Annotated in this window: 17 protein-coding genes and 1 pseudogene; 4 read left to right on the top strand and 14 right to left on the bottom strand. The window is 70.3% G+C overall.

Annotated features, from left to right (window positions below; genetic code table 11):
* Positions 1 to 19 precede the first annotated feature (19 nt).
* The gene (locus tag ABZ382_RS07725; protein WP_357085486.1) at positions 20 to 1,747 is read left to right on the top strand and encodes a GAF domain-containing sensor histidine kinase; all 1,728 of its coding nucleotides are present in this window, start codon (positions 20 to 22) and stop codon (positions 1,745 to 1,747) included.
* Between the two features lie 3 nt (positions 1,748 to 1,750).
* Here the strand turns inward: ABZ382_RS07725 and ABZ382_RS07720 are convergent, their stop codons facing one another.
* From ABZ382_RS07720 to ABZ382_RS07685, 8 genes and pseudogenes are all read right to left on the bottom strand, one after another.
* A complete protein-coding gene (locus ABZ382_RS07720) occupies positions 1,751 to 2,746 on the bottom strand; it encodes an NAD(P)H nitroreductase (protein WP_357085484.1) in 996 nt (331 codons plus the stop codon).
* Between the two features lie 111 nt (positions 2,747 to 2,857).
* Positions 2,858 to 3,817: an acyl-ACP desaturase gene (locus tag ABZ382_RS07715; protein WP_357085482.1), complete on the bottom strand. Its 960-nt coding sequence runs from the start codon at positions 3,815 to 3,817 to the stop codon at positions 2,858 to 2,860.
* A 59-nt stretch (positions 3,818 to 3,876) separates the two neighbouring features.
* Positions 3,877 to 4,638: a sigma 54 modulation/S30EA ribosomal C-terminal domain-containing protein gene (locus ABZ382_RS07710; protein WP_357085481.1), complete on the bottom strand. Its 762-nt coding sequence runs from the start codon at positions 4,636 to 4,638 to the stop codon at positions 3,877 to 3,879.
* A 456-nt stretch (positions 4,639 to 5,094) separates the two neighbouring features.
* Positions 5,095 to 5,220: pseudogene (locus tag ABZ382_RS07705) on the bottom strand ((4Fe-4S)-binding protein); the annotation flags it as partial.
* Positions 5,221 to 5,310: 90 nt separating this feature from the next.
* On the bottom strand, positions 5,311 to 5,514 hold the full coding sequence (locus tag ABZ382_RS07700; RefSeq protein ID WP_357085479.1) for a cold-shock protein: 204 nt from the start codon (positions 5,512 to 5,514) through the stop codon (positions 5,311 to 5,313).
* A 115-nt stretch (positions 5,515 to 5,629) separates the two neighbouring features.
* Positions 5,630 to 6,376, bottom strand: coding sequence for a pirin family protein (locus tag ABZ382_RS07695; RefSeq protein ID WP_357085477.1), 747 nt, complete (start codon positions 6,374 to 6,376; stop codon positions 5,630 to 5,632).
* A gap of 131 nt (positions 6,377 to 6,507) precedes the next feature.
* Positions 6,508 to 7,392, bottom strand: coding sequence for an alpha/beta hydrolase (locus ABZ382_RS07690; RefSeq protein ID WP_357085475.1), 885 nt, complete (start codon positions 7,390 to 7,392; stop codon positions 6,508 to 6,510).
* 102 nt (positions 7,393 to 7,494) lie between these two features.
* Complete coding sequence (locus ABZ382_RS07685; RefSeq protein WP_357085473.1) at positions 7,495 to 7,977, bottom strand: nitroreductase family deazaflavin-dependent oxidoreductase; 483 nt, start codon at positions 7,975 to 7,977, stop codon at positions 7,495 to 7,497.
* Between the two features lie 440 nt (positions 7,978 to 8,417).
* On the opposite strand from ABZ382_RS07685, the gene ABZ382_RS07680 reads away from it, so the two are divergent.
* On the top strand, positions 8,418 to 8,954 hold the full coding sequence (locus ABZ382_RS07680; RefSeq protein ID WP_357085471.1) for a hypothetical protein: 537 nt from the start codon (positions 8,418 to 8,420) through the stop codon (positions 8,952 to 8,954).
* Between the two features lie 40 nt (positions 8,955 to 8,994).
* Here the strand turns inward: ABZ382_RS07680 and cbiE are convergent, their stop codons facing one another.
* Together cbiE and ABZ382_RS07670 are read right to left on the bottom strand one after the other, a co-directional pair.
* Positions 8,995 to 10,239 (bottom strand): precorrin-6y C5,15-methyltransferase (decarboxylating) subunit CbiE, encoded by a 1,245-nt coding sequence (cbiE, locus tag ABZ382_RS07675; RefSeq protein WP_357085469.1) that lies wholly within the window; start codon positions 10,237 to 10,239, stop codon positions 8,995 to 8,997.
* On the bottom strand, positions 10,236 to 10,997 hold the full coding sequence (locus tag ABZ382_RS07670) for an SDR family NAD(P)-dependent oxidoreductase (RefSeq protein WP_357085467.1): 762 nt from the start codon (positions 10,995 to 10,997) through the stop codon (positions 10,236 to 10,238). The genes cbiE and ABZ382_RS07670 overlap by 4 nt, the downstream gene beginning before the upstream one ends.
* 67 nt (positions 10,998 to 11,064) lie before the next feature.
* On the opposite strand from ABZ382_RS07670, the gene ABZ382_RS07665 reads away from it, so the two are divergent.
* Positions 11,065 to 11,493, top strand: a complete 429-nt coding sequence (locus ABZ382_RS07665) for a PPOX class F420-dependent oxidoreductase (RefSeq protein ID WP_357085465.1) — start codon at positions 11,065 to 11,067, stop codon at positions 11,491 to 11,493.
* A 21-nt stretch (positions 11,494 to 11,514) separates the two neighbouring features.
* Here the strand turns inward: ABZ382_RS07665 and ABZ382_RS07660 are convergent, their stop codons facing one another.
* On the bottom strand, positions 11,515 to 12,642 hold the full coding sequence (locus ABZ382_RS07660) for a Xaa-Pro peptidase family protein (protein ID WP_357085463.1): 1,128 nt from the start codon (positions 12,640 to 12,642) through the stop codon (positions 11,515 to 11,517).
* A 261-nt stretch (positions 12,643 to 12,903) separates the two neighbouring features.
* On the opposite strand from ABZ382_RS07660, the gene ABZ382_RS07655 reads away from it, so the two are divergent.
* On the top strand, positions 12,904 to 13,881 hold the full coding sequence (locus tag ABZ382_RS07655; RefSeq protein WP_357085461.1) for a 5'-3' exonuclease: 978 nt from the start codon (positions 12,904 to 12,906) through the stop codon (positions 13,879 to 13,881).
* A 78-nt stretch (positions 13,882 to 13,959) separates the two neighbouring features.
* Here ABZ382_RS07655 and ABZ382_RS07650 read toward each other — a convergent pair whose 3' ends face one another.
* The 3 genes from ABZ382_RS07650 to ABZ382_RS07640 all read right to left on the bottom strand — a co-directional run bounded on the left by ABZ382_RS07650 (position 13,960) and on the right by ABZ382_RS07640 (position 18,039).
* Positions 13,960 to 14,367 carry a hypothetical protein gene (locus ABZ382_RS07650; RefSeq protein WP_357085459.1) on the bottom strand — a complete coding sequence of 136 codons (408 nt, stop codon included), beginning with the start codon at positions 14,365 to 14,367 and terminating at the stop codon, positions 13,960 to 13,962.
* 137 nt (positions 14,368 to 14,504) lie between these two features.
* Complete coding sequence (locus tag ABZ382_RS07645; RefSeq protein WP_357085457.1) at positions 14,505 to 15,233, bottom strand: DUF4333 domain-containing protein; 729 nt, start codon at positions 15,231 to 15,233, stop codon at positions 14,505 to 14,507.
* 112 nt (positions 15,234 to 15,345) lie between these two features.
* Entirely contained in the window at positions 15,346 to 18,039 is a 2,694-nt protein-coding gene (locus tag ABZ382_RS07640) for an RNA helicase (RefSeq protein ID WP_357085455.1), read from the bottom strand.

Below are 18,039 nucleotides of genomic sequence, written 5' to 3'. Positions count from 1 at the left end.
CCATGTACAGGAAGACGATATGACCGTTGAGCCTCAGGACGGCTCCTACTCGGTACGCGACACCCTCTCCCAGCTCCGCCTCCGGGAACTACTCGTCGAGGTCAAGGACCGGGTCGAGAAGATCATCGACGCGCGTGACCGCATGGACGGCCTGGTCGAGGCCATGCTCGCGGTGACCTCCGGACTGGACCTGGACCAGACCCTGCGCACCATCGTGCACACCGCCATCAGCCTGGTCGACGCCCGCTACGGCGCCCTGGGCGTGCGCGGGCAGGATCAGCACGGGCAGGATCCACTCGAACAGTTCATCTACGAGGGCATCGACGAGGAGACGCGCGCCCGGATCGGCGAATTGCCCGAGGGCCGTGGCGTTCTCGGGCTGCTGATCACCCAGCCCAAGACCATCCGCCTGGACAACATCGCCGACCATCCGTCGTCCGTGGGCTTTCCCGCCAACCATCCGGCCATGCGCACCTTCCTCGGCGTCCCGGTCCGCATCCGCGACGAGGTGTTCGGCAACCTCTATCTGACCGAGAAGGCCGGCGGGCAGCTGTTCACCGAGGACGACGAGGTGATCGTGCAGGCGCTCGCCGCGGCCGCGGGCACCGCGATCGACAATGCTCGGCTCTACCAGTCCAGCCGCACCCGGCAAGCCTGGATCGAGGCGACCCGCGATATCGCCACCGAATTCCTGGCCGGAACCGATCCGGCGGAAGTGCTCGCACACGTCGTGGCGCGCGCCCGCACGCTCACCGACTCGGCCTGGGCATTCCTGGCCCTCGACGACGACCCCGACCGCGACCTCGACGAGGTCGACGGACTGCGCATCAGCCAGTGTTCGGGCCCCGACGGGCGGACGTACAGCGGGTTCGTCCGCACCGACGGGACCACGGTGGGGCGCGCGTATCGCCAGGGTCTGCCCCAAAGTCTCGACGACAGTGACGATCTCGGCCTCGACACCGCGCTCGACGCCGGACCGTCGCTGGTGCTGCCGCTCAACGCGCAGGACTCGACCTTCGGTGTACTGGTCCTGGTCCGCCCGGCCGGCGCCGTCCGGTTCTCGGACGAATTGCAGGATCTCGCAGCGGCATTCACCGGTCAGGCGGCCCTGGCCATCCAGCTGTCCGAGGCGCAGCAGCGGATGCGGGAACTCGACGTGCTCACCGATCGCGACCGGATCGCCCGGGATCTGCACGATCACGTCATCCAGCGACTGTTCGCGGCGGGGCTGAGTCTGCAGGGCACCGTCGCCCGCGCCCGCTCGGCCGAGATCCGGGGCCGCATCTCCGATGTCATCAACGACCTGCAGGACGTGGTGCAGGAGATTCGGACCTCCATCTTCGACCTGCACGGCGGCTCCGACACCAGCACCCGGCTGCGGCAGCGGATCGAGGAGGTCATCCGCAAGCACACCGCCGACACCGGGCTGCGGACCTCGCTGCGGATCTCGGGGCCGCTGTCGGTGGTGGGCGCCGACCTGGCCGACCACGCCGAAGCCGTGGTGCGCGAAGCGGTCTCCAACGCGGTCCGCCACGCGAAGGCCGACACCGTCACGGTGACCATCGACGTCTCCGACGACCTGACCGTGCTGATCGCCGACGACGGCCGCGGCATCCCGGCGAACGTCACCGCCAGCGGCCTGCAGAACCTGGCCTGGCGGGCTGAACAGATGGGCGGCACGTTCGCCTTCGGCGGCAACCCCGACGGTCCGGGGACCCTGCTGCGGTGGGCGGTGCCGTTGCGGTGACGCTCACCGCTCCACCGACGTCACGGGCTCCAGCGGCCGCACGACCTCGTCCAGGGGCAGCCGGGGTGCGGCCGGGACCGGGTGCGCGCTGGTCGCCGCCCAGCCCATGCGGATGATCAACTGCGGATAGCCGAAGTCGCGCAACAACTCCCGGCGGATCCGGGTCCGCACGCCGGCGATCTCCAGCGGTTCGCTCAGCGCGCAGGTGGCCAGCCCGCGCGCCGTGGCTTCCAGCAGCACCGCGCTCGCCGCCTCACCGGCGCGGAGCCAGCCGTCCCGGTCGTCGGCGGCGGTGCACACCAGCACCATCCGGGCCGCCTCCTCACGGTCGCGGACGACCGCCTCGGGCAGGCGCGGATCGCCGAAGGGCCGCACTGTCGGGTCGGCCGACACCACCGCGTTGCGTGCGGGCACACCGTGCGGGCTCGCGTGATGTCCACTCCACCGCGCCAATTCGGCGCCGTAGGCCGCATCGCCCCGGTGCGCGATCGCCGCGTCCACGAAGGCGCGCAGCAGGCGCGCGTGCTCACCGGTCGCATCGACCTCACGGACCTGGACGCCCGACACCACGCCACCGGCGGCGGCGATCGCCGAGACCTGCGCGGACGGCACCTCCCAGGAGGTGAAGCGCCGACGGTCGCTGCGCCGCTGCGCGATCGCCCGGGCGGCGCGCACGGCCGTGTCGTCGGCGGCGACGGGGTGCATGTCCAGCGACGCGAGATGCCGCGGCTCCGCGGGGTTCGGGAACCGGTGCACCTCCGTCTGCCAGCCGAACGCGCGCAACGCGACCCGCAGATGATGCAGCGCCGCACCGCAACTCACCATCAGTTCCCGGCCGTCGGGGTCGGTGTGGGGCAGCCGGCGGCTGTCGTCGGCGTACAGGTGCACCGTGGTGTCCCCGATCCGCCACAGCCACGGCTGAGTGTTGTGCACCGATGGGGCCCGCACCGCCAGCGCCAGGGCGGCACGGACGGTATCGAGATCGGGGTGTGCCGACATCGCCTGTCCTTCCTAGGAATTCGCGTACCTATGCATTCAGGATGGCCCGATATCGGGCCGTCGGTGACGGCCGAAAGTCACTGTCGTCCGGGGTCTTCGGCCCGGATTCGCTCAGACCCGCGCGGCCTCGCGCGCGAGTGCGCGGTCGCGCTGTTCCTCGAAACGCGGAATCTGATTCCGGGCGAGGTGCTCGAGGAATCCCGCCAGGCGTTCCCGGGCCTGCTCGCCGCGCGGCCCGAAGTCGTCGCGATCGAAGATGTTCCACTGCCGCATGACCGGCTGCAGCACCTCCTCCAGATGCTGGCGCAGATCGTAGATGCCGTGCTTGGCCATGAGCACGCCGTGGCGGCGGAAGTTGGGCATTCCGGCGCCCGGCATCCGGAAGTTCTCCACGATCAGATCGATGGCCTCCATCGCCTGATCGGGCACCAGATCCAGGGCCGCGCCGCACAGGGTGCGGTAGAAGATCATGTGCAGGTTCTCGTCGAGGGCGACGCGCTGCAACATCCGATCGGCGATCGGGTCGTCGCACACCGCGGCGGTATTGCGGTGACTGATCCGCGTCGCCAGCTCCTGGAACGACACGTAGGCCACCGAATACAGAAATCCCGCCTGCCCCTGCGCGGTGACCTGATCGACGGGCGGGGCGAAGCCGTTCGTCATGTGCGCCATCCGGTCGTTCTCGAGCGCGACGGGATCGACGCCCCGCGTGACCACCAGGTAGTCGCGCAGCACGATGCTGTGCCGGGCTTCCTCGGCGGTCCAGCGACCCACCCAGGAACCCCACGCGCCGTCCCGGGAGAAGTTGTCCGCGATCTCCCGGTGGTAGGAGGGGAGATTGTCCTCGGTGAGCAGATTGGTGATCAGTGCCGCCTTGGCCACCTCCGACAGCTGCGATTGCTCGGGCTCCCAGTCGATTCCGCCCAATTGCGCGAAGTTGCGGCCCTCGTCCCAGGGGACGTAGTCGTGGGGATGCCAGTCCTTGGCCATCGACAGGTGCCGGTTCAGCGCTGCCGCCGCCTCGGATTCGAGCTCGGTGAGGATCTCCAGCTGGGTCAGATCACGCGCCAACGGATTGTCCGCCTTTCTTTCCGGGGAAGAGAACGTGTGACGAGGGTTCGAAAATGCGACTACTCGACGTCCGCGGCGACGAGGCCGAGGTCGGCGTCGTAGCGGCGGTACAGCAGCCGCCCGCGGCCGGTGTCCGGATCGACGTGGAACAGGAACGACGATCCGATCTCGCAGACCCGGTGAACCGCTTCGTTTTCGGTGATCACCGGTGCCGGGCGTGGGTTCACGACGAACGGCACGTCCGTGCCGATGGTCGTGCGAGGAGGGTGGACGCTCCGTGTGCGCGCGAGTCGCAGCCCTGACGGACCGGCCCGGTAGACGACGGCGTCCTCGCCGGTCTCGATGTCGATGAAAAGATGCGCGTCGTAGTCCATCGCATCCATCACCATGACCGCGTGCAGCGGTGAGAGGGTCTGCAGCGGAACCGGTTTACGCCGCACGATCGAGCCCGGCAGCGGCGCGTCCAGCGGCCTGCGCGCGGGGTCCGGCCAGGGTCGCGGCTGCCACGCCTTCCGCGAGGCCAGAATCTGATGCTCCAGCCGCACGACCACGGGCAGGGCGTCTCCGCGCCCGTGGGTCAACGTCTGCACCCGCACCGCGGCGCCGTCCACCGTCAGGTTCACCTGCGCCAGGAACGGCCCGATATCGCAGTTCGGCGCTGTGATCCGCAGCCGCGCACCGTCTCCCACCCGCATCCGCCGCAGCTGACGTCCCACCGCCCCGGCGAACCGCTCCGCTTCGAGCACCGGCACCCGGCCGCGAGCGACGACGACCACCTCGGGGAACGCCATCGACGTCCACGCCTCCGACGCACGTAGCATCGCACCACCTCCACGTTCCCGACACCCGGATGATCACCGTCCACGCCGAGATTGCCGCTCCGCGTGCGGCTTCGAGAAGAGCCGAAGGTCCCGCGATGTGCGGACCTTCAGCAGACCCACCGGCAGCGAACGGACCCGGCGGCGACGGAAGTTGGGCATTTGCGAAGGGCTCCCGCCGCCGCGGGTCGAGACCGCCCCGAAGCCGGGCTCAGCGACCCGGGGCGACTACGGGCCCGAAGACGACCCGCAGATCACGCGCGCACGGTGCCGATTCGGTCCTGTTGCATCACAACCGAATCGGTACGCGTCGCACGATCGCGACGTTAGCTGACCGGCGGCTGACTCACCCCGACGATGCAGCCGATCGAGGACTTCTCGGGACTTTGGTCCCTAGGTCGTCAGGCGAGGTTGCGCCGCCCGGCCTCCTGGTGCGTCGATGACGTAATTCGGGTCCAGCTACTCCGGCGGGGCGGTGCGGGTGCGGCCGTCATCGGTGCGGTAGCCCAGGGCGTAGCCCGGGCAGCGGTCGATCACCTCGACGATGTCGTCGACCGTGCCGGCGAACGGGTCGATCCAGGGGCGGCGATCGCGGTCGAGGTTGCCCCGGGGTGGCGCGACGCGGGCACAAAAAAGCCCGCGCGGTGATGCGCGGGCTTCCTCGTGGTCGACGACTTAGATGGCGCGGACCTGCTGGGCCTGCGGGCCCTTCTGGCCTTCGCCGATTTCGAACTCGACGCGCTGACCCTCATCGAGCGACTTGAACCCGGAGCCGGTAATCGCGGAGTAGTGGACGAAGACATCGGCGCCGCCACCGTCCTGGGCGATGAAGCCGAATCCCTTTTCGCCGTTAAACCACTTCACAGTGCCTTGCGTCATTACTGAATGCGTTCTTTCTGTAGCGAGCCGGGCGATCAGTTCGACAGCCCGTTCTCAGCCTTAAAGAATGCCACCTTTCGGAAATAATCTCTAACAATCGTGCCTGAGCACACACTCAGGCCAGTGCGGTATGCATCTCCCAGATCAGCACCTCGGCAGGCTCGAGCGCGGTCACAGAGTGCCCGCCACCTGCGGATATGCGCACCGCGTCGCCCTGAGACAGCCTGCCGGAGCCCTCGAAATCCACCGATCCGCGGGCCACGAAGACATGGCCGTACGGCGCGTCGGGGACCTGGATGGCGTGGCCGGGGTCGAGCCTCGCCACGTGGAAGGCGGCTCCACTGTTGCCGATCGCGATGGCCGTCCGATCGCGGTCCCGGCGCATCCCGGACGCGACGGTGACCAGACTGTTACCGGTCAACCGGTCGGCGATATCCAATTCCTGATAGCCGGGGGTCACCCCGGACTCGTCGGGCGGCACCCACATCTGCACGACATGCAGCCGCTCCCGCTCCAGATAGCCCGCGCCATTGCGCTCCGAATGCATGATTCCGGCGCCCGCGCTCATGCGCTGCGCCATGCCGGGATGGATCAGACCGGAATTGCCCGCCGAATCCTGGTGCACGACAGTGCCTTCCAGCACCCAGGTCACGATCTCCATATCCCGGTGCTGATGGGTGTCGAACCCCTCGCCGGGATCGACGATGTCCTCGTTGTGGATCAGGAGCAGGCCGTGCGCGTTCGCCGCCAGATCGAAGTTGCCGGTCGCGGGAAACGACTGCCGGGAATCGAGCCACCCGCTCCGCCACCGCCACCGATCCGCGGCCGGGACCACCCGGACCTCCGATTCACGCACCGCCATCGCTCACCTCCACCAGCCGACCCCTCCCGCCTCTGTAAGCCGGACGGGCGGCCGGGCATTCCCGGCCGAGCCACGCCTCACACCGCACCGCGGCGGTGATCGCCGGCGTGGCCCGGCGCGGGCGCGGCGGCTCAGGACAGATCGGCTCGCAAGGAGGCCAGGATGTCGGCGGACCGTTCGACGAACAGCAGGTGACCGGCGTCGGGCACGAGGTGCAGGCGGGCTCGCGGGAGGGCCGCGGACAGGCGGGTGGCATCGGCCGCGGGGACGTTGCCGTCGGCTTCGCCGTGCCAGACCTGGACGGGGGCGGTCACCTCGGTCAGGTCGAAACCCCAGTCGCGGGTGAAGACCAGGCGGATGTCGGCGGCGAAACCGCGGCTGCCCTGTTCGAAGCTGCGGCGCAGGTTGGTGTCGAGTTTGGCGGACAGCTCCGGGTCGGCTTCGACGCGGTCGCGGTCCACGGGGGCCATCTGCGAGACCAGGCCCGCGACGCCGTTGCGGCGGCGGATGACCACCGACATCTCGAGGGCCATGGGGTGGACCAGGAACGGGACGCGGCGCAGGACGTTCAAACCCTTGCGCCGGCGCAGCGCCACCGGGTCGAGATCCTCGGCGGCGGGCTGTTCGCTCGTCGGAGCGGGGGCGGACACCAGGGCCACGCCGGTGACGCGGTCGGGCAGGCGGGCCGCGATGGCGAGGGCGAACGGGCCGCCGCCGCTCACGCCGATCACGCCGAAACGGTCGAGGCCCAGCCGGTCCGCCAAGGCGGCGACGGTGGCCGCCCAGTCGGCGACCTGCTCCCCCGCCGGTAGCGACGATTCCGCCATGCCGGGGCGGTCGACCGCGATGACGCGGACCCCGGCGGCGGCTCCGGCTTCGGCGAAAGCCTCACCCTCGACATGCGTTCCGGGGACGCCGTGGCAGTACAGCACCGGCATCCCATCCCCCGCACCGTACTCGGCGTAACTCACCCGGCAGTGCGGCAAAGCAATCGTTCGCGACACGGCAGCACTCACGTCGGCCAGCCTAGGCGAAACCTGCCCCCAACAGGTCAAACAACGTTGTTCCACACGGGGGCAGGGCAATTCGGGCCGAACGGACAGCCCGACGCCGGGAGGTCACCGCGGCTCGAGCAGCACCACCGGAATCAACCGCCCCGCCGCACGCTCCTGATAGAACGCGAAGTCCGGCATCGCCGCCACGAACCGCGGCCACCACCGCTCCCGTTCGTCCGCGGTCGCCACGCGCGCCCGCACCGGCCGCACCGTGCCGCCGACCCGCACGACCGTGTCCGGGTGCGCGAGCAGATTGTGGAACCAGGCGGGATGTTCCGGCTCCCCCGCCTTGGACGCGGCGACCGCCAGCACGCCATCCGCCTCGACGTACATCAGCGGGGAGGTCCGGTGCGCCCCGCTGCGCGCGCCCACGTGGTCCAGCAGCAGGATGCGGCCGCCCCGCCAGCCCGGCACCCGCCCGCCGATCCGGCCGCGCGACCACCGATAGACGCGTACGTGCACTGTCGTGGATCGACGACCCAGGTAGATGCCGCGACGATTCGCGAATCGCGAACCCGCCGAGACCATTCGACCGAACAGCGCCATACCGCCAGTAAACACGACACCCGATCCCCGAGCCCTGCCCCGCACCGACCGACCTGTTCCGCTCACGGGGATTCGAGACACGTCACCAATGCGCCTGCGTCCCACTGACGCCGCCTCGAGCGACTTTTCCGTTACCGGCACACATGCGCCTGACCAGTGACGTTGCCGGATCCGCGAAACGCCGGGACTATCGAAGGGGAGGGCTCAATGCCGTCGAGATGCGTTGGGGCAGGGTGGCCCGAAGGTAACAAGTGGCGAAACTCAATGAGCGGCCCAGTGTGTCGCCCTTGCGCGGACCGGTTGGGCCGACCGACAGTGAGAGGGTCGCCGCCTGATGAGCGAATACACGGCAAACGCCGTGTTGGTGCCGAACCGCACCGGGTCGCGCGCGCCCGACACCGAGCCCTGGCAGAGGAACCGGCACGGAAGGATCGAAGGCGATGACCGATATGACCATCGACGCGGCGGTCGGCCGCACCCCGTTCGCGCGACCCACGGTGGGCGTGTCGGCCATACCGGACCGGACCATACCGGCCCAGGCCGCGGCGGCGCGGCCGTCGACGGTCTGGGAGAAGGCCAAGACCGCACTGGTCACCAGGACTCTCGGACACCGCCAACTGGTCACCGCTCCGCGCCTGGTGATTCCCTTCGGCGACAACGGCCTCGCCTTCCGCGTCTCGTCGTTCGCGGCGGAAGCCGAGCAACTCGCCCTCGACCCCCGCGTGCTGGTCCAGCCCGGCGACTGGCGCGGCAACCCGGCCGTCGGTAGCCGTCAGCTCATGGGCCACGCCAACCTGGTCCCCGAGGGCGACCTGCTCCCCAAGGTGGAAGCGGCGATCGAAGCCAAGTACGGCTGGCGCACGTCACTGGCCAAGGCCGCCCACCGTCTCGCCCACGGCTCCGCCCCGTACGGCAATATCGTCGTCCTGGTCACCGTCTTCGAACCCGGCCCCCTCGCGCTCCCTCCGGTCGGCTGACCACGCAGGCCGACGCCGCATCCGACACCTCGCGGCGTGGCTAGCCTTGTGGCGCGGCGGGTTTCGTCGTCACCCAGTGGGTGACGGGAAGTTGGGGGCGCCAGGCGGTGAAGCCGCCGAGGGGTTCGGCGCGGTAGATCTGGAAGCGGCGCAGGGTGCCGCCGTGCTCGTCGGCCAGCCGCAACAGGAGGCTGTCGGATTCGGCGGTGACCGCGCTGGCGACCAGGCGGCCGCCGGGACGCAGGCGGGACCAGCAGGCGTCGAACATTCCGTCCTGGGTCAGGCCGCCACCGATGAAGATCGCGTCGGGGGCCGAGAGGTCGGCGAAGGCATCGGGGGCCGGGCCGCGGACATCGACGCCGGGGACGCCGAGAGTGGCGGCATTGGCGGCGATCTGCTTGCGGCGGCTCTCGACTCGTTCGAACGTGACCGCCCGGCAGGACGGGTGGGTGCGGCACCATTCGATCGCGATGGTGCCGGATCCGCCGCCGACGTCCCACAGCAGTTCGCCGGGCGCGGGGGCCAGCGCGGCCAGGGTGAGGGCCCGCACCTCCGATTTGGTGAGCTGGCCGTCGCCGTCGTAGACCTCGTCGGGGAGGCCGGGCACCCGGGTCAGACGCGGTGCCGACGGGTCCGCAACACAGTCGATCGCGATGATGTTCAACGCATCACCGAGAGGGTGATCCCAGCGGGCGGCAGTGCCGGTCACCAGGCGTTCGGCGGGGCCGCCGAGCTGTTCCAGGACCGTCAGCGCCGACTCACCGAATCCATTGCGCGCCAGCAGCTCCGCCACCGCGGCCGGGGTGTGCTCATCGGAGCTGAGGACGAGAATCCTGCGGCCGGACGACAATTCCGGGAGCACGGTCTCCACGCGACGGCCGACCGCGCTGACGACCGGTGTCGCATCCAGCGCCCAGCCGAGGCGGGCGCAGGCCAGCGACACCGATGACGGCTGCGGCAGCACGCGCAGCGCTTGGGCCCCAACCAGTTTCGTCAGGGTCACGCCGATGCCGAAGAACATGGGGTCGCCGCTGGCGAGGACGCCCAGCTTGCGGTCCGCGTACTCGCGCAGCAGGCCCGGGAGGGCGGGCACCAGAGGCGAGGGCCACGCCACCCGCTCCGCACCGGTCTCGCCCTCGGGGATCAGCGCCAATTGCCGTGTGGAGCCCAGCAGTACGCCGCAGGCGGCGATCTCGCGCCGCGCCGGACCGCCCAGGCCGTCCCAGCCGTCGGCCCCGATCCCGATCACGGCGATCGGGACCGACGGCACGGGAAGCTCGGTCATCGGCGGGCCCGCCGCCACAGCGCGTACGGGGTGAAGCGCATGGCGATGAACAGCAGCCGAATGCGGCGCGGCACATCGACTTTGCGGGCGCGCCGGTACAGGCTCGCCACCACCGCGTCGGCCACCTGGTCCGGGGTGCTCGACATGATGGCGGGCTTCATGCCCGCGGTCATGCGGCCGATCACGAAGCCGGATCGCACCATCAGCAGGTGCACACCGCTGCCCTCGAGGGCCATCTGCAGGCCGGTGGCGAAGCCGTCCAGGCCCGCCTTGGCCGACCCGTACACGTAGTTGGCGCGCCGCACCCGCACGCCGGCGATGGAGCTGAACACCACGATCTGCCCGTCGCCCTGCTCGCGCAGCAGGTTCGCCAGACTGGTCAACACGCTGACCTGCGCCACGAAATCGGTCTGCACGATCGCGACCGCGTGTTCGGGATCCTGTTCGGCCAGCGCCTGATCCCCGAGGATTCCGAAGGCCACCACGGCGACACCGATGCGCCCGTGCTCGGCGATGATCTTCTCCAGCAGCGGCTGATGCGAGGCCATGTCGTCGGCGTCGAACTCGACGCAGTGCACCGCCGCCGCCTCCGCGATCAGCAGCTCCTTGGTCTGCGCCTGTAACCGGTCGGCGCCGCGCGCCGCGAGAATGACCTCCCGGCCCGGCGACAGCCGGCGCGCGACTTCCAGCCCGATCTCACTGCGCCCACCCAGCACCAGTACGACGCCCTTGTCGACGTCCCGCGATCCGAAACCCATGGCCCACAGTGTGCCACCCGGGCACCGCCGCCCGGTGCGCCCGACGGCGGATTGCTAGCGTCGAATCATGACCAGCACCGCCGCACGCCCCGAACTGTCCCCCGCCGCCGCCGACTTCGTCACCGAGCGTCACCTGGCCACCCTGTCCACGCTGCGCTCCGACGGCACCCCGCACGTCGTCGCCGTCGGCTTCACCTGGGATCCGGAGGCCGGGATCGCCCGCATCATCACCAACGACGGCTCGGTGAAGGTCAACAATGTGCGCCGCTCCGGGTACGCGGCGGTGAGCCAGGTCGACGGCCCGCGCTGGATCACCCTCGAGGGACCGGCCACCGTGCTCGACGACCCGGCCGCGGTGGCCGACGCCGTGGACCGCTACGCCGGCCGCTACCGCCAGCCTCGCGAGAACCCGACCCGCGTGGTCATCGCCATCCAGGTCCAGCGCGTGCTGGCCAGCAGCGTGTTCAAGCCGGGTGCCCCCGCTCTCGGCCACTGACCTGCCGCGGGGGCTCGGCGGTTACAGCCGGGTCAGCCCGTGGGGACGCTTGTTCATCGACTCGCAGCCGTCCGCGGTGACGATGACGATGTCCTCGATGCGGGCACCCCACTGGCCGGGGAAGTAGATGCCCGGCTCGATGCTGAACGCCATGCCCTCCCGCAGGACCAGATCGTTGCCCGCCACGATGTAGGGCTCCTCGTGCACCGACAGGCCGATGCCGTGGCCGGTGCGGTGCACGAAGTAGTCGGCGAGCTCGGCCGCGGCCAGCACGTCGCGGGCGGCGGCGTCGATGGATTCGGCGGTGACGCCCGGGCGGACGGCCGCCACCGCGGCGGCCTGGGCGCGTTCCAGCTCCGCGAACTGGGCCGCCACCTCCTCGCTCGGCTCGCCCAGCACGTAGGTGCGGGTGGAGTCGGAGAAGTAGCCGGGTTCGACCGGTCCGCCGATATCGATGACCACCACGTCGCCGGGCTCGATCACGCGGTCGGACACCATGTGGTGCGGGTCCGCGCCGTGCGGGCCGCTGCCGACGATGACGAAGTCGGCCTCGGTGTGGCCCTCCTCGACGATGGCGGCGGCGATGTCCGCGCCCACCTCGGCCTCGGTGCGGCCGGGGCGCAGGAACTCACCCATGCGGGCGTGCACCCGGTCGATGGCCGCGCCCGCGCGCCGCAGGGCCTCGGTCTCGCTGGGGTCCTTGCGCATTCGCAGCTCACGCAGCAACGGGGTGGCCGAAACCGGTAGCGAGCCAAACTGATCGGCGATGGGCAGCAGGTGCAGGGCGGGCATCACATCGGTGACCGCCACGCGCGCACCGGCATTGAGCACGTTCTTGACGATGCGGTACGGATCGACCCCGTCGACCCAGTCCACGATCTGCAACCCCAGCTCCCCGGCCGCCGACCCCTTCAGCGAGGCCAGCTCCAGCTTCGGGATCACCACCGAGGGCGTCTCCCCGCTGGCCGGGATCACCAGGCAGGTCAGCCGCTCGAACGACTGTGCCCGAGAGCCCATGAGAAACCGCAGGTCAGGCCCGGGAGTGATGAGCAGCGCGTCCAGATGCGCATCCCTGGCCAACCGCGCGGCGCGCTCCAACCGCGCCCCATAGACCTCCGCCGCGAACCGTGACTCGTCATGAGAGCTCATGCCATCCGACGCTACTCCCCCGCCCCGCCACCCTCCAGCCACCACCGAACTTCGCACCCCCACCACCGGGTGCCCCCACCGCCGCAGCACCCGACCGCCCTGCCGCCGAGCACCTTTCGACCCGCGAATACCCCCACGTGTGTGCGGCGTCGTACCGTTCGGCCCGCCCGCGGCCCACTCGCCGCAACCAGCCCGCGAGTCCGTCGACTCCCCGCGGCGCCATCCCCGCGCTGTCGGGGGCGAACGGTAGGGTCGTGCGCTATGAGCAACCCTGCCGCCGGTCCGCTGTTGCTGCTCGATGGGGCCAGTCTGTGGTTCCGGGCGTTCTACGCGATCCCGGAGAAGATCACCGCGCCCGACGGGCGGCCGGTGAACGCGCTGCGCGGGTTCACCGACATGATCGCGGCGCTGGTCAAGCAGCACGCGCCGAGCCGGCTGGTGGTGTGCCTGGATCTGGATTGGCGGCCGCAGTTCCGGGTGGACCTGCTGCCGTCGTACAAGGCGCACCGGGTGGCCGAGGACGCGGGCGAGCCGGTCGCGGGCGTGATCGCGGAGGAAGTCCCCGACACCCTGACACCGCAGGTCGACATGATCATGGAACTGCTCGAGGCGGCGGGGATCGCGACCGCGGGCGCGGCGGGTCTCGAGGCCGACGACGTCATCGGGACGCTGGCCACGCGGGAGGGCGCCGACGAGGTGATCGTGGTCAGCGGCGATCGCGATCTGCTGCAACTGGTCCGCGATACACCGACGCCGCCGGTGCGGGTGTTCTATGTCGGGCGCGGGCTGGCGAAGGCAGAGCTGTGGGGTCCGGCCGAGGTGTCGTCCAAATACGGTGTGCCCGAACATATCGCGGGCCCCGCGTACGCCGATATGGCGACGCTGCGCGGCGATGCCTCCGACGGCCTGCCGGGTGTGGCCGGCATCGGCGACAAGTCCGCCGCCCAGCTGATCACCAAGTTCGGCTCGGTGGAGGCGCTGCGCGAGGCTGCCGCCGACCCGGACTCCGATCTCGCCAAGGGCGTGCGCGCGAAACTCGTTGCCGCCGATGACTATCTGAAGGCCGCGGCCCCGGTGGTGCGGGTCGTCCGCGACGCCACCGTCGAATACTCCGGCCCCGACCTGCTGCCGCTCACCCCGGCCGACCCGGAGCGACTGGCCGCGCTGGCCACCGCCTACAATGCCGAGAGCCCGGTCAAACGCCTGCTCACCGCCATGGCCAAACGGTCCGCTTCCTGATCGAAATCACCCGCTGCCACACAGCGGTAGCGGGCCACCCCGGCGCGCGATCAGCGGCAGTGGTCAAGCCGACCGCGATCAGTGGCGGATCGGGCCTACCGGCCAGGTTTCGGGCTTGCCGTCGAGATCGGTGATGGCGGCTTCGGTGAAGTAACCGTCCTGCACCTTGCGCAGCGTCACGTGGGTCGCGCCGCTGGCCGTGTGCCCGGCCGCGCAACTGGGCTCGCACACCCGCCGGTATTCGGTGCCGTCACCCTCGGCGGTGTCGGGACCCCAACTGCTCCAGGTGATGTCGCGGACGCTGAGCCCGCCGTCACCGCACGCCAGCAGCATGCTGCCGGGTTTCTCCACGGTGTGGTTGGTGATGCAGTCGTTCACGACCGGCGCGGGTCCGTCCGCCCCCGCGAACGGCGTGGATGCCAGGCCCACACTCGCGACGACAGCCGCGGTGGCGGTCCAGCCGATGGTTCGAAAAGTCGAGTTCATAACGCCCCCCGATCACGATCAACCGAAAGAATTTCGGCCCACATTACCCGCCGAGCGCGATCAGACAACCCCTGGCAAACAAATGGGCCCGGCCGCGATCCCAATCGCGCCCGGGCCCAACAGCTTTGCCCCGAAAATCAGTTCGGGCGGCCGACCTCGTAGGTGCCGTCATCCTTGGTGATCTTGATGGTGACCTTCTTGCTCTCGCCACCGACCTTGAGCGTGCAGTCGAAGGTCTTGTCGACCTCGACCTTCTGCCCCGACGGGCACTTCACGTCCTGCACGTCGTCGATGCCGTAGGTGTCCTTGAGGACCTTCTGCACCCCGGACTGCACGGCGCTGTTGTCGAGCTGGTCCTTGCTCAGCAGCCAGGCCAGACCGCCGCCGACCGCGGCCAGCACCACGACGACCGCGGCCACCACGCCGATGATCACACCGGTCTTCTTCTTGCCCGCGGGCGCCTGCTGACCGGGCTGCGGCCACTGCTGCCCGGCCTGCTGGTTCCAGTCCTGCTGGCCCGGCTGTCCCTGCTGCGGCCACTGCGGCTGCGACTGCCCCCACTGCTGCTCACCCTGCGGCTGCTGCTGCCACTGCGGCTGGCTCTGCCCCCACTGCTGGGCCGGCTGCTGCGGCTGCGACTGCCCCCAGGGCTGGGCGGGCTGCTGCGGCTGGGACTGTCCCCACGGCTGCTGGCCGGGCTGCTGCTGCGACGGATCGCCCCACTGCGCGGTCGGCTGGGCGGGCTGCTGACCGCCCCACTGCTGAGTCGGTCCGGCGCCGGGCGCGGGCTGCTGTCCGCTCCACTGCAGGGTCGGATCGTTGTTGCCCCCCGCCGGGGCGTCATTCGGTCCGTACGGGCCGCTCATCTGCTTGCCTCCAATAGCAATCCGTTGTACTCACGCTAGCCCCCCGAGCGGGAACACGCGCATGCTCCCGCTGCGGTCGGTACATCCAAGAATCAAAGCACAGTCGTATCTACTACGCCGCGTCCACGGCTACGACACCCCGGCGGATGGCGCGCACCGCCTTGCTGGCCGTGGCCGCCACCTCGACGTCGTCGGCGGTGTTGTGAATCTGGTCGAGCAGGTCGATGACCTGGCGGCACCAGCGCACGAAATCGCCCGCGGAGAGCGCGTTTCCGCGATCGCCGCTGGCGAGCAGGGCGTCGGCGAGGTCGTCGCCGCGCGCCCAGGTGTAGACGCCCGTGACGAAACCGAGGTCGGGTTCCCGGGTGGGCTGCAGCCGGTGCCGGGACTCGTCGGAGCGCAGCTGCGACCACACCCCGATGGTGGCGTCCACCGCGCGCCGGATGGGCGCGGTGGGCCCGGACGCCCCCAGGTAGCCGCCCTCCTGCCGGGACTCGTACACCAGGATCGACACCACCGCGGCCAACTCGGCCGGGCCGAGCCCGCGCCACAGCCCCTGCCGAAGGCTTTCCGCGACAACCAGATCCGCTTCGGCGTAGATCCGGGCCAGCCGCCGCCCGTCCTGGGTGACCTCGCCGTTCTCGACGTAGCCGCGTTCCTCGAGCAGCCCGAGGATGCGGTCGAAGGTGCGCGCGAGGGAGTTGGTGGTGGCCGCCACCTGCTGGCGCAGGTGCTCGGTCTCGCGTTCGAGGCGGTTGTAGCGTTCCCCGATGCGCGCCAACTGCTCTCGATCGGGCCGCGCGTGTGCCGGATGGTTGCGCAGCGCCCGCCGCAGGGTCTGCAGGTCGCGGTCGTCGGCGGCCTTGGACTTGCCGGCGGTGCGGGGGCGGCGCGGCATGGTGATGCCGGTGCTGCGCAGCGCCGAGGCCAGATCGCGACGGACCCGCGCGGTGCGGTGGTCCACGTGCTTGGGCAGCCGCAACCGGCCCAGCGATTCGGCCGGGGTGGGGAAGTCGGCGGCCGAGACGCGACCGGCCCACTTGTCCTCGGTGAGCACCAGCGGACGCGGATCCCCCGGTGTCGCATCGGGTTCCAGGATCACCGCCAGCCCCTGCCGGCGGCCCGACGGAATCGCCACCACGTCGCCGCGCCGCAGCGCGGTCAGCGACGACACCGCGGCCTGGCGCCGGTCGGTGCGGCCCTGGCGTTCCAGGTTCCGTTCCCGGTCGCGGATGCGTTCGCGCAGCTGGATGTATTCGAAGAAGCTCTCGTCCCCGAGCTGCGAGCGCAGCTTGCGCAGCTGCGCCTCGTTGCGTTCGATCCCGCGCACCAGACCCACGACCGACCGGTCCGCCTGGAACTGGGCGAAGGAACGCTCCAGCAGCGCACGCGATTCCACCGCGCCCATGCGATCGACCAGATTGATCGACATGTTGTAGCCCGGCCGGAACGACGACCGCAGCGGATAGGTCCGCGTCGAGGCCAGACCCGCGACCGCGCTGGTGTCGACCTCGGGCTGCCACAGCACCACCGCGTGACCCTCGACGTCGATGCCGCGCCGCCCGGCGCGCCCGGTGAGCTGCGTGTACTCCCCCGGCGTCAGTTCGGCGTGGCTCTCGCCGTTGAACTTGACGAGCCGTTCCAGCACCACCGTGCGCGCGGGCATGTTGATGCCCAGTGCCAGTGTCTCCGTGGCGAACACCGCGCGCACCAGTCCGCGCACGAACAGGTCCTCGACGGTGTGCCGGAAGGCGGGCAGCATGCCCGCGTGGTGCGCGGCGAACCCGCGGTGCAGCGCCTCGCGCCACTCCCAGTAGCCGAGCACCTCGAGGTCGCTCTTGGGCAGGTCCCCGGTGTGCTTCTCGATGATCTCGTCGATCAGCGCGCGATCGTCCTCGCGGGAGAGGTCCAGGCGCGAGCGCACGCACTGGGCCAGTGCCCCATCGCATCCCGCGCGGCTGAAGATGAAGGTGATGGCGGGCAGCAGCCCCTCGTCGTCGAGCCGGGAGATCACCTCGGGGCGCGGCATGGGCCGGAACGAGCGCCGCGGCCCGCCGCGACCACGCCCGGGCACGCCCCAATTGTCCATCCGGTCAACGGATTCGCGGTGCTTGATGTAGCGCTGCAGATCCTGGTCCACGACCACCTTGGCGTCGCTGGACTTGGGGTCGAACAGGTCGAACATGCGCTTGCCGACCATGACGTGCTGCCACAGCGGCACCGGCCGGGTCTCGTCGACGATGACCGCGGTGTCGCCGCGCACGGTCTCCATCCAGGCGCCGAACTCCTCCGCGTTGGAGACCGTGGCGGACAGGCTGACCAGGCGCACCTCGGGCGGCAGGTGCAGGATGACCTCTTCCCACACCGCGCCGCGGAAGCGGTCGGCCAGGTAGTGCACCTCGTCCATGACGACGTACGAAAGCCCGCGCAGCGCATCCGATCCCGCGTAGAGCATGTTGCGCAGTACCTCGGTGGTCATCACCACCACCGAGGCGTCCGGATTGATGGACTGGTCACCGGTCAGCAACCCGACCTCGTCGCGCCCGTAGCGCGCGGTGAGGTCGGCGAACTTCTGGTTCGACAGCGCCTTGATGGGCGTCGTGTAGAAGCATTTGCCGCCCGAGGCCAGAGCCAGGTGTACCGCGAACTCGCCGACCACCGTCTTGCCGGCGCCGGTGGGCGCGCAGACGAGCACACTGTGCCCGCCCTCGAGCGCCGCGCACGACTGCCGCTGGAACGGATCGAGCTCGAATTTCAGTTCGGCGGTGAATGCCGCCAGTTCGCCAGTGAGCGACCTAGATGTCAC

Source organism: Nocardia sp. NPDC005825, assembly GCF_040630175.1.
GTDB lineage: Bacteria > Actinomycetota > Actinomycetes > Mycobacteriales > Mycobacteriaceae > Nocardia.
Note: the sequence above shows the minus strand (reverse complement) of the source record. Positions and strands in the feature narration are given on the sequence as shown.